9 protein-coding genes and 4 pseudogenes are annotated in these 12,073 nt (G+C 40.0%); 9 read left to right on the forward strand and 4 right to left on the reverse strand.

The annotated features are described in order from the left end of the window. Positions 1-8: 8 nt before the first annotated feature. From recF to dnaA, 3 genes are read right to left on the reverse strand one after another with little or no spacing between them, the layout of a single operon-like run. Positions 9-1,091: a DNA replication/repair protein RecF gene (recF, locus tag JCM15074_RS17930; protein ID WP_025823025.1), complete on the reverse strand. Its 1,083-nt coding sequence runs from the start codon at positions 1,089-1,091 to the stop codon at positions 9-11. Positions 1,092-1,122: 31 nt separating this feature from the next. Continuing rightward, a complete protein-coding gene (dnaN, locus tag JCM15074_RS17935) occupies positions 1,123-2,223 on the reverse strand; it encodes a DNA polymerase III subunit beta (protein WP_025823026.1) in 1,101 nt (366 codons plus the stop codon). 17 nt (positions 2,224-2,240) lie between these two features. Then, positions 2,241-3,626 (reverse strand): chromosomal replication initiator protein DnaA, encoded by a 1,386-nt coding sequence (gene dnaA / locus JCM15074_RS17940; protein ID WP_025823028.1) that lies wholly within the window; start codon positions 3,624-3,626, stop codon positions 2,241-2,243. 444 nt (positions 3,627-4,070) lie between these two features. Between dnaA and rpmH the strand changes: the two genes are divergently transcribed. From rpmH to JCM15074_RS25335, 8 genes and pseudogenes are all read left to right on the forward strand, one after another. After that, the gene (gene rpmH, locus JCM15074_RS17945; RefSeq protein WP_037469963.1) at positions 4,071-4,208 is read left to right on the forward strand and encodes a 50S ribosomal protein L34; all 138 of its coding nucleotides are present in this window, start codon (positions 4,071-4,073) and stop codon (positions 4,206-4,208) included. A 25-nt stretch (positions 4,209-4,233) separates the two neighbouring features. Further along, the gene (gene rnpA, locus JCM15074_RS17950) at positions 4,234-4,587 is read left to right on the forward strand and encodes a ribonuclease P protein component (RefSeq protein ID WP_234400271.1); all 354 of its coding nucleotides are present in this window, start codon (positions 4,234-4,236) and stop codon (positions 4,585-4,587) included. Continuing rightward, positions 4,554-4,809, forward strand: a pseudogene (gene yidD, locus JCM15074_RS24100) (membrane protein insertion efficiency factor YidD). The gene rnpA and the pseudogene yidD overlap by 34 nt, the downstream one beginning before the upstream one ends. 3 nt (positions 4,810-4,812) lie before the next feature. Beyond that, positions 4,813-6,450: a membrane protein insertase YidC gene (gene yidC, locus JCM15074_RS17955; RefSeq protein WP_025823034.1), complete on the forward strand. Its 1,638-nt coding sequence runs from the start codon at positions 4,813-4,815 to the stop codon at positions 6,448-6,450. Positions 6,451-6,530: 80 nt separating this feature from the next. Continuing rightward, a pseudogene (gene mnmE, locus JCM15074_RS22915) lies at positions 6,531-7,891 on the forward strand (tRNA uridine-5-carboxymethylaminomethyl(34) synthesis GTPase MnmE). A gap of 378 nt (positions 7,892-8,269) precedes the next feature. After that, positions 8,270-9,484 carry an NAD(P)/FAD-dependent oxidoreductase gene (locus JCM15074_RS17965; RefSeq protein WP_025823036.1) on the forward strand — a complete coding sequence of 405 codons (1,215 nt, stop codon included), beginning with the start codon at positions 8,270-8,272 and terminating at the stop codon, positions 9,482-9,484. 248 nt (positions 9,485-9,732) lie between these two features. Next, positions 9,733-10,581, forward strand: a complete 849-nt coding sequence (locus tag JCM15074_RS22920; RefSeq protein WP_267880200.1) for a dicarboxylate/amino acid:cation symporter — start codon at positions 9,733-9,735, stop codon at positions 10,579-10,581. Continuing rightward, complete coding sequence (locus tag JCM15074_RS25335) at positions 10,581-10,808, forward strand: cation:dicarboxylate symporter family transporter (RefSeq protein WP_267880201.1); 228 nt, start codon at positions 10,581-10,583, stop codon at positions 10,806-10,808. Before JCM15074_RS22920 ends, JCM15074_RS25335 begins: the two co-directional genes overlap by 1 nt. A gap of 62 nt (positions 10,809-10,870) precedes the next feature. On the opposite strand, the pseudogene JCM15074_RS22925 reads toward JCM15074_RS25335, so the two are convergent. Then, positions 10,871-11,754: pseudogene (locus JCM15074_RS22925) on the reverse strand (LysR family transcriptional regulator). A gap of 165 nt (positions 11,755-11,919) precedes the next feature. On the opposite strand from JCM15074_RS22925, the pseudogene JCM15074_RS24250 reads away from it, so the two are divergent. Next, positions 11,920-12,073, forward strand: a pseudogene (locus tag JCM15074_RS24250) (S-(hydroxymethyl)glutathione dehydrogenase); the annotation flags it as partial.

The raw sequence follows: 12,073 nt of genomic DNA on the forward strand, positions 1-12,073 counted from the left end.
CTCGTCGGTTATTCAATTGCCGTTACTTGCCCATGCTCAACACAAAACATTTGAGATGGAGGCGAAGTTAACGAATCGACTATCGCTGAAGGTTCGATTGCGGTGACAAAAACTTGTGCGCCGGTTTCGGTTAACTGCTTCAACAATAGCTGCCTATGCTGTGCATCCAACTCGGATGGCAAATCATCCACTAAATAAATACTGTCTTTATTCAGTTGTTGTTTGAGCAACTTTCCCTGTGCAATACGCAGTGCACAGACTAATAATTTTAACTGCCCCCGAGATAGAGCATCCTGTACAGGTAGATTCGCTACCCTTAGTCTTAGGTCTGCTTTATGAGGTCCGCTCACTGTAAATCCAGTGGCAATATCTCGGGAATATTGCGCTTCAAGTAGCTGCGCAAAATCAGTTTTGTTGTCCCAACCACGGCTAAAGGAAACCTTAACATCAAGACGTGGTAAAAACTCTTCGATTATACCCTTAAGTAGCGCATTTAACGAGTCCACATATCGCTTTCTAATATCAGTGACAATTTCACTGTAACGGGCTAATTCCTTATCCCAATATTGAATTTGCGAATAACTCACACCATTCTTAAGTAACTGATTTCTTTGTTTTAAAATGCGCTTAACATTCATCCAAGCGCTATAAAACTGCTGTTCACTATGAAATGCGCCCCAATCGATAAATTGACGCCTTGCTTTAGGGCCTTCAAATAATAATGAAAAGCTTTCAGGGGTAATCACTTGGATAGGTAAATTTTCAGCCAAAATCGATAATCGTTTAACTTTCTCACCGTCAATACGGACTTCAGTATCACCATTTTTAAAGCGTCGAAAGCCGATTTTATTCACTTGGCAGTCAGCCGCTAGTTGGGCAAATAAAGTTAATTTATCACTTTGATTATTGATCACTCGAGAAGATAAGTGACTACGGAAAGAACGGCCCATACCTAAAAAATAGATAGCTTCTAAAACACTGGTTTTACCGCTACCATTTTGGCCGTAAATAAGATTCAGCCCAGTTCCGAGTTGGAGTTGGGCTGATTGGATATTACGAAATTGTTCAATATAAAGCCGACTTAAGCTCATAAAATCATCAATTTATGAAACTCGATCATCATTATAAACGCATCGGCATAACCACATACATTGAATCTTGTTCAAGGTGGTTTTCAATCAATGCACTAGAGTTACCATCGATTAAGGTAATACGTACATCATCACTACGAAGGTTATTCAATACGTCGAGTAGGTAGCTAACGTTAAAACCAATTTCCAGTGATTGAGATTCATATTCAACATCAATAATCTCTTCAGCTTCTTCCTGTTCAGGGTTATTTGCAGTAATTTTTAATAAATTCTGCTCAAGCTGAATACGCACACCACGGAACTTCTCATTTGATAAAATAGAAGCACGAGTTAATGCTTGTTTGAAGTGATTACGGCTAGCTACAACAACCTTATCACCGCCCTTTGGTAAAACACGGCGATAATCAGGAAAGCGACCATCAACTAATTTACTGGTAAATACCGCATGTGCAGTCGTAGCACGAATCGCATTATCACCAATAGCAATGGTAATATCTTGATCTTCACTATCCAGTAAGCGGGCTAATTCCATCACCCCTTTACGTGGCACGATCACTTGCTTCTCAGGTAATTGCGCTTCGATTTGGCGATGACTTAAAGCTAAACGGTGACCATCAGTTGCAATAGTACGTAATACATTACCTTCGGTTTCAACTAACAAGCCATTGAGATAATAACGTACGTCTTGGTTAGCCATTGAGAACTGTGTTGAATCAATCAATGACTTAAGCGTACCTTGCTTTAAGGTAAATTCGATATCCGCTTCAAATGCTTCAACATTTGGATATTCTTCTGCAGGTAAAGTCGCCAGCGTAAAACGGCTACGACCACAGCGTAATAACCATTTATTATCTTGCTGTTCAATCTGCAATTCGGTTTGATCTGGAAATGATTTAACAATATCGAGCAGTTTTTTTGCAGGTACGGTAGTACGACCTGGATTAACTTCACCAGAAATATCAGCTTGGCCGACTAACTCAACCTCTAAATCTGTACCCGTCATTTTCAGTGATGTTTCACTGACTTCAACTAGTAGATTAGCTAAGATTGGTAAATTATGTCGACGTTCAACCGCACCACATACAAGCTGCAACGGTTTTAATAGGGCATCCCTATCAATCGAAAATTTCATTTTAAGTTATTCCCCGCCTAAGAAGATAAAGTTCTTATTAAATTAGCATAATCTTCTTTAATATCATGACTCTCTTCGCGTAACTGCGCAATCTTTCGACATGCATGTAATACTGTCGTATGGTCTCGACCACCAAAAGCATCACCAATTTCAGGTAAACTTTGGTTAGTCAGCTCTTTCGACAATGCCATCGCCACTTGTCGTGGACGAGCAACACTACGAGAGCGACGTTTAGACAACATATCTGCCATCTTAATTTTATAATACTCAGCAACTGTTTTCTGAATATTATCAATAGTAACAAGCTTTTCTTGTAAAGCGAGTAAATCACGCAATGCTTCGCGTACAAAATCAATCGTAATCGGTCTGCCAGTAAAATTAGCATTGGCAATAACACGATTTAATGCACCTTCAAGTTCACGCACATTCGAACGCAAACGCTTAGCAATAAAGAAAGCCACTTCGTCTGCTAAATTAATACCGCTCTCTTGAGCTTTACGCATTAAGATCGCCACACGGGTTTCTAATTCAGGTGGCTCAATCGCAACCGTAAGCCCCCACCCGAAACGTGACTTTAATCGATCTTCAACACCGTCGATCTCTTTTGGATAACGGTCTGAAGTTAAAATGATCTGATGATTACCTTCTAATAATGCATTAAAGGTATGAAAAAACTCTTCTTGCGAACGATCTTTATTGGCAAAAAACTGAATGTCATCAATAAAGAGTGCATCAACACTACGGTAATAACGTTTAAATTCTTCAATTGCGTTATTTTGTAAGGCCTTAACCATGTCCTGCACAAAACGTTCAGAATGCATATACACCACTTTAGCATTAGGATTATTTTTAATAATGCCATTACCTACCGCATGTAATAAGTGGGTTTTACCTAAACCAGTACCACCATATAAGAATAATGGGTTGTATGCGCCACCTGGATTTTCAGCAACCTGCAATGCAGCCGCCTTACCTAATTGGTTTGATTTACCTTCAACGAAGTTTTCAAACTGATAAGTCGGATTAATATTACTGCGGTGGTTAGTATCAATAACCGGCTCATTTTCCACATTAAAACGTGGTGCATTAACGCGCGCAGCTGGCGATGGCGCCACGGTTGCACGCATAGTAGGTACCGGTTGTGGTTTAGGTGCAGATGGACGACTACCAATATCAAAACGTAGCTTAGGTGCATTACTGCCCATCTGTTCAATAAAGAATTGATTGATAATATTTAGATATTTATCACGAACCCAATCCAATACAAAACGGTTAGGTGCATAAAGGATCAGTGTATCCCCATCCATTTCAGCTTGTAACGGTCTAATCCACATACTGAACTGTTGAGCCGAGAGCTCATCTTGTAGTCGCCCGATACATTGTTGCCAAAGTGAAACCGCCACTGACTAATCCTCAAGAAATATCTATAGAAAAGAGGACTATTCTACTTCGAGATGCTAATGATCGCTATCCTTAAAATAAAATTATCCCCAGCGAGATCGTAATTAAATCGGTTGACAGATCTTAAATGATCAAGATCGATCCTTTTATTTTAAGTTACATGCAAATCCAGCTTTATTAAGGGATCGGCTTTGATCTATAATGGCGAGGTTTCGATCTTGCCAATAAAGATTAGATCCACTAGATGTAGTGTTCATTCACAGAGTTATCCACATCTTCTGGTAAAAATATGGCAATTCAAAATCACATTTGTAGGTATTAATTGTGTTATCTATCAGTTTACTTGTTGACTGTAAGCGCCATAGTGATTACAATTCGGCCTCTTTTTTGCCCTTACCACAATTTTTGCGGTAAGCAATTTTAACTAACGAATACGGATTGCCATAATGAGTAAACGTACTTTTCAACCTAGCAACCTGAAGCGCAAGCGTTCTCACGGCTTCCGCGCACGTATGGCTACAGTTAACGGCCGCAAGGTACTGGCTCGCCGCCGTGCCAAGGGTCGTGCTCGCCTTTCTGCTTAAGCTTAAGTAGAACATTCAGGTGACTATAAGTTACACCTTTACGCGGGAGTTGCGATTGCTAACTCCCGCGCAATTTAAATCTGTTTTTACCAATCCAATCAAAGCATCCTCTGCTGAAATAACCTTGCTCGCTATTCCTAATGAAGAAAACCATCCTCGTATAGGTTTAACCGTAGCTAAACGTTTTGTTAAACGGGCCAATCAACGCAATCGCATTAAGCGTGTTATCAGAGATAATTTTCGTTTGCACCAACATGATCTTCCACCTGTGGATATTGTCGTATTGGTACGTAACGGTGTGTTGGAAATGGAAAATGAACAACTTCATAAACTAATAGAAAAGCTATGGCGCAAACTCAGTCGCCGCTACAATGGCTAATAACCACGTTAATTCGTGGTTATCAACTTTTCATCAGTCCCTTATTGGGGCCGAGATGTCGTTTTACTCCCAGTTGCTCCAATTATGCTATTGTAGCGATTCGAACCCACGGATCGGTAAAAGGGAGTTGGCTTGCACTGAAACGCATATTAAAATGTCACCCTTTACATCCGGGCGGTAATGATCCCGTCCCCCCTAAAAATGAATAGGTGTAATAAATAGGCTATGGATTCTCAACGCAATATATTGCTAATCGGACTGTTGTTTGTCAGCTTTTTGCTATGGCAACAGTGGCAAACGGACAAAGCTCCGCAACCCGTCGCAACTCAGACTTCAGTGTCTTCTTCTACTGTTGCTCATGATCACAATGCCGATGTTCCTGATGCTGATACTGATGCTCATGTACCGGCAGAGTCGAACATGGCATCAAAAAATCTTATTACAGTAAAGACAGACCAACTAGAAATTCATATTAATCCAGTTGGTGGTGACATTGTTTATGCTGCATTACTTGCGCATAAACTCGAATTGAATAAAAACGATCCTTTTGTATTATTAGAAAATACTAAAGGTTATACCTACATCGCTCAAAGTGGTCTAATTGGTCGTAATGGTATCGACAGTAGTGCTAATGGTCGTGCAGTATTTACTGCAGCTAAAACTAACTATGATTTAGCTAAAGGTAGCGATACCTTAGAAGTACCATTAACTTTCACCGCTAAAGATGGCGTAACTTACACCAAAATTTATACTTTCCACCGCGGTAAGTTTGATATCGGTGTTGATTACCATATCAACAACACCTCAGCTGCACCACTACAAGTGCAGATGTATGGTCAAATCAAGCAAACTATCAAGCCTAGCGAAAGTCACATGATGATGCCGACTTATCGCGGCGCTGCATTCTCAACTCAAGATGTACGTTATGAAAAGTACAAGTTTGATGAGATGAAAGAACATAACCTAGATAAAAAGACCGAAGGTGGTTGGGCTGCAATGCTACAACACTACTTCGTATCAGCCTGGGTACCACCTGCAGATCAACAAAATACTATCTTCTCTAGTGTTTCAACTGGTGACTTAGCAAATATTGGCTTTAAGGGCACAGTGCAAGATATTGCACCGGGTGCAACTGCAAATATTAAAGCGCAATTCTATGTTGGCCCTAAAGATCAAGCAGCTCTTTCTGCAATTTCACCGACACTAAACCTAGTAGTTGATTATGGTTTCTTATGGTGGCTAGCAATCCCAATTTACAAACTATTGATGTTCTTCCACTCAATCGTTGGTAACTGGGGTGTGGCAATTATCCTGATTACACTTACCGTTCGTGGTCTGTTGTACCCGCTAACTAAAGCGCAGTACACTTCTATGGCGAAGATGCGTAATCTACAGCCTAAATTAGCCGAATTGAAAGAACGTTATGGCGATGACCGACAGAAAATGGGTCAAGCTATGATGGAACTGTACAAGAAAGAAAAAGTTAACCCTATGGGTGGCTGTTTACCAATCTTGTTACAGATGCCAATTTTCATCGCGCTATACTGGGTATTATTGGAAAGTGTGGAATTACGCCATGCACCGTTCATCCTCTGGATCCACGACTTATCAGTTCAAGATCCGTACTACATCTTGCCTATCCTAATGGGTATATCGATGTTTGTTATGCAGAAGATGCAGCCAATGGCACCAACTATGGATCCTATGCAAGCTAAGATGATGCAGTGGATGCCAGTAGTATTTACCGTATTCTTCTTATGGTTCCCTGCCGGTCTAGTACTATACTGGTTAGTAGGTAACTTAGTCGCGATTACTCAGCAGAAGATTATTTATGCTGGTTTAGCGAAAAAAGGCTTAAAATAAGTCATTAAGATATTAAAAAAAGGCGGCTTAATAGCCGCCTTTTTTATCATACAAATTCTATACAAATGCAGGAAAACACAGTGACAACAGATACTATTGTGGCACAGGCAACTGCACCAGCCGTGGTGGCGTTGGTATTATTCGTGTTTCAGGCAACAAGGCTACAGACGTTGCTATGGCAGTGTTAGGTCATTTGCCAAAAGTTCGCTATGCCGATTATTGCGATTTTAAAGCCGATAACGGTAATGTTATCGATCAAGGTATTGCCCTATTCTTTAAAGGCCCGCATTCATTTACGGGTGAAGATGTACTTGAACTACAAGGACACGGCGGCCAAATCGTACTCGACATGTTAATTAAGCGTGTATTGGAAGTGGGTGATGTTCGTATAGCTCGTCCAGGTGAGTTCAGCGAACAAGCATTTATGAACGATAAGCTTGATTTAACTCAAGCAGAGGCGATTGCAGACTTAATTGATGCTACCAGTGAGCAAGCAGCTAAAAGCGCCTTACAATCGCTACAAGGTGAATTTTCAAATGAAGTTCACCAGTTAGTTGAACAGGTCACGAACTTACGCTTATACGTTGAAGCCGCGATTGATTTTCCAGATGAAGAAGTCGACTTTTTATCTGATGGCAAAATTGCCAATGCCCTTAATAACATCATCACGAAACTTGATACCGTCCAGCAAAGTGCTAAACAGGGTTCAATTATCCGTGAAGGCATGAAAGTGGTGATTGCAGGTCGCCCTAATGCCGGTAAATCAAGCCTATTAAACGCATTAGCGGGTAAAGAGTCTGCAATTGTAACTGAAATAGCAGGTACCACCCGTGACGTATTACGTGAACATATCCACCTTGATGGAATGCCGCTGCATATTATTGATACTGCAGGTTTACGTGATACTACAGACACAGTAGAACAAATAGGTATTGAGCGTGCTTGGGCCGAAATTAATAATGCTGACCGGGTATTATTTATGGTCGATGGCACAACGACTGATGCCGTTGATCCAAAAGATATCTGGCCAGACTTTATTGAACGCCTACCAAGTAATATGGGGGTTACCGTTATCCGCAATAAAGCAGATTTAACGGGTGAAGTATTAGCAACCACAGAAGAATCTGGTTATAGCGTATACCGTATTTCAGCAAAAACAGGCTTAGGTGTTGAAGCGCTTAAACAACATCTGAAATCACTTATGGGTTATCAAAGTAACCTTGAAGGTGGCTTTATTGCTCGCCGTCGTCACCTAGAAGCTTTAGCTATTGCCGCTGAACACTTACAGTTAGGTAAAGAACAGCTTGAAGTGTTCTATGCAGGTGAATTATTAGCTGAAGAGTTACGTATGACTCAGCAAGCTCTGTCAGAAATTACCGGTAAATTTACCTCAGATGATCTATTAGGTAAGATTTTCAGTTCATTCTGTATCGGTAAGTAAATTTGCAGTACTAAATTACTTATTTATAAATAGCCAAACAAAATGTTTGGCTATTTTTTTACCTAAAACGTGTCGTTCCTCTCAAAAAACAATATTCGCGTCTTTGATTTACATCAATATTTTAGTTATCACTTTATCAGAAAAGCATTTATCACTAAAATCTGATGTTAATAAAGTAATATACCAGTCGATTATTACCTTACCGTAAAAGTAATTTGCGATTACGCCAGATTATCATTGGCTGAGAAATAAATATAATACTCTCCATCCGATACCCTTCATACTTTTTACTTAAATAAGTAAAGAGCAAAGGAGTTATCCCCAAATTTTATTTTGCAACACATGCCGACCATTAATCGGCATTATTTAGGAACGTATATGTCTCGAGTAGTTATTGTTGGTGGTGGCGCTGCAGGTTTAGAACTTGCGAGCATGTTAGGTAAATCAGCAGGTAAAAAACATGAAATAGTGTTAGTTGAACCAGAAACTCACCATTATTGGAAACCACGTTTTCATGAGATAGCAGCAGGTACTTTTGATAGCGATCTTGATACTGTTTGTTATTTTAGTCACGGTGCCAAGCACGGCTATATGCATTACCAAGCATGGATGCAAGATATCGATCGTGATCATAAGCAACTGGTGGTACGTAAACCTAATGGCGAAACAGATCAACTAGCTTATGATTACCTAGTGATTGCCATTGGTGCTATCAGTAATGATTTTGCGACCCTAGGTGCTAAAGAGCATTGCTTATTCTTAGATACACCAGAGCAAGCTCGTCATAGCTGGCAATTAATTAGCACGCTATTACGTTCAGGCGGTCATCGCAGTGTCAATATTGTTGGTGCGGGTGCAACAGGCGTAGAGTTAGCAGCAGAATTAGCAAAGGTAAGCGAGCAATTAAGCTCAAATCCACATGCTGCAAAATTACAGATTAATCTTATTGAAGCTGCTGATCGTATTTTACCTAATAGTCCGGTAAAAATGTCGACCCAAGCATTAAGTAAATTAGAAAATCATGGCATCAAAGTGATGCTGAATACTCGTATTGCCGCGGTTGAAAATGATGGTATGACAACCAGTGATGGTTTACATATTAATGCAGATATTCAATTTTGGGCTGCAGGTATTAAAGCACCTGATTGGTTAAAGAACATTGGTGGTTTAGCGACTAACCGTCTTAACCAACTTGAAGTTGAACAAACATTAGTAACAACCACTGATGATAGTATTTTTGCGTTAGGCGATTGCGCAGCAATTCCACAAGCAAACGGTACAATGGTTCCACCTAAGGCACAGGCAGCTAACCGTGCAGCCGTTCATTTAGCTAAAAGCCTTACAGGTAAGCTAAATGGTCAAGATTTAACCCCGTTTGTTTATAAAGACGGTGGTATGGTTGTCGCGATTGGTCATAACTTTGCAATTAGTACTATGATGAACGATAGACTTATACTTCAAGGTAGCTTAGTTCGTCGTCTGTACGATACAATTTTCAGATTGCATCAAAAAACAGTCAGTGGCTTATTAACAATGTCCCGTTTAATAATCATTAAGCGTTTAAAGTGTATTTTTAAGCCAAGCACTAATTAATATTAGTATCATACCAATGCAATAAAGCTTGGTATTCCCCACTCGCCGCCATTTTGTTGTGTTAATGGCGGCATTTAGGAATCTTGTATGCTTAAAAAGCTCACTCATACACTGCCCGGTCAATTGGTGCTTGCTGCATTACTGGCTGTTCTTCTTAGTTATTTACTCCCCCAATCTTGGCTTGGCCTGATAGCGTATTACTGACATTTACAGATATAGGTAAAATTATTTATATCGGCTTGCTAAAAATGTTAGTTGGCTTAGTCGTGCTATTTTCACTTCTGCAAGGCATTACCCACATAGGCTCTGTCGTACAGTTAAAAGCACTCGGTGGTAAAACTATTGCGATCTATATGCTGACATCAACGTTAGCAATTTGTTTAGGTTTAGGGGCTGCGTTAATGATGCCAACTTGGCCACCATTAACCTCATTACCAGACAGTAGTCATCTCACTTTAATCTCACAAGATAGTGCGTCAGGTGGAGCAATCAGTACTAAATTACTTGATATGGCATTAGCAAATCCGTTTCATGCCCTTGCCAATGGTAATTTATTAGCGATTGTTGTATTTGCACTACTACTGGGGATCAGTTTATTACTGACATTACCAAAACAACACGCTGTATTTCAGGTCATTGATGGTATTAACCAAGGCTTAACTAAACTTGTTTCAGGCATCGTAAAGTTTGCACCTGTTGCAGTGTTTAGTATCATTTTCCAATATTCAACACAGGGGAATGGCGCATTATTTGGTGAACTCGCTCAGTTTGCCTTATTAGTCTTTGTGCTTACCGCCATTCATGGTGGTATTACTTTACCTTTATTAGCCAAAATTTTTACTGGTCGTAAAATATTGCCGATGATGAAAGCCATTTCAGCCCCAATGGCAATGGCATTTACCACATCATCTAGTTCTGCAACTTTGCCATTATCTTTGCAAGTGGCTCAAGAAGATTTAGGCGTATCTCAAACCACCAGTAGTATGGTGTTACCACTCGGTTCAATTATGAATATGGATGGTACTGCACTGTTTGAAGGGGTTGCGGCAATCTTTCTCGCCCAACTTTATGGTATTGATTTAGGCACCAGTGCTTAGTGATCATTTTCTTAATGGCAATGGTGTCATCAGTAGGTGCTCCTGGCATGCCATCTGGCTCAATGTCGGGTATGCAACTGGTGATGTTAGCGGTTGGCATTCCATTAGAAGCTATCGCAATCTTACTGATTATTGAAAGACCACTTGATACTTTTAGAACGGCAGTTAACGTTGAAGGCGACTTAATTGCTAGCGTAATTGTAGATAAATGGCAGCAAAAAGCTTAATAAAGCAGTTATTATTACAAAAGCCGCAATAATTGCGGCTTTTTTGCTATCTATAACCACGTTTAGCCATATTTACTTTTAGGTAATTTCTCAGCCAACATATCCACTAATAAACGCACTTTCGGCGACAAATGGCGATTATGTGGGTATAGCGCCCAAATCCCTTCTTTAGGTTCTTGGTATTGCTGCAGTAATACCTGTAACTCACCACTCTCAATTGCTTCATCAACGTAATAACCTGGTAATTGAATTAGTCCAATTCCACGTTTAGCTGCATCAAGTAACGTATGACCACTACTGCATACCAATGAACCACTGACACGAACACTTCGAGATTTACCATTTTCAGTAAAATACCAATGGTTATAATTACCCACTAAGCAATTATGCTGAGTTAATTCAGATAAGGTATAGGGTGAACCATATTTAGCAATATAACTTGGCGCTGCACAGACAAACTGCATCCGACTGGTGAGTCGCTTTGCCATCATACTTGAGTTAGTTAAACGGCCAAGACGAATCGCTAAGTCATAACCACCGTCAACTAAGTCCAATGGTTGATTGGTCAATTCAGAGATAATTTCAACTTCAGGGTATTGCTGCATATAATCAACCACAATAGGCATAATATACTGCTCACCATAAGTCACTGGCGCCGTCAGTTTAATAATCCCTTGCGGTTTATCTTTTAAACTTGAAATAGCCGTTCAGCTTCTTCTAAACCATCTAACACTTGGCGACAATGTCGATAATAAATTGCGCCCTCTTCTGTTAGCGATACTTTACGGGTTGTTCGATAAAAAAGTTTAGTATTTAAACGATTTTCCAAACCACTGACTTGGCGACTTACCTGCGCGGTAGATATCCCCAAACGTTTACCCGCTGAGGTAAAACTCTCGGTTTCAGCCACTGCCACAAACTCAATGACTCCTTCCCACTGCATCATTATTACACCTTGGTAAAAGTTATTTGCATACTAAGGTAATTATCATTTATCTAGAAATAAATACAATACTAATCATCGAATGACCGCATGGTTAATCAAAAAATTTTTTTACGCTATATTTAGCTAGTACCCAAAAAATAGTTTTTATAGAAATAGGAACATCAAATGACAGATAAATTTATCAAATCAAAAGCAGCGATTGCTTGGGGTCCAGGTCAACCACTATCAGTAGAAGAAGTTGACGTTATGCTACCTCGTGCGGGCGAAGTATTAGTTCGTATCGTTGCTACAGGCGTATGCCACACTGACGCATTCACAA

This window comes from Shewanella marina JCM 15074 (assembly GCF_000614975.1).
GTDB lineage: Bacteria > Pseudomonadota > Gammaproteobacteria > Enterobacterales > Shewanellaceae > Shewanella > Shewanella marina.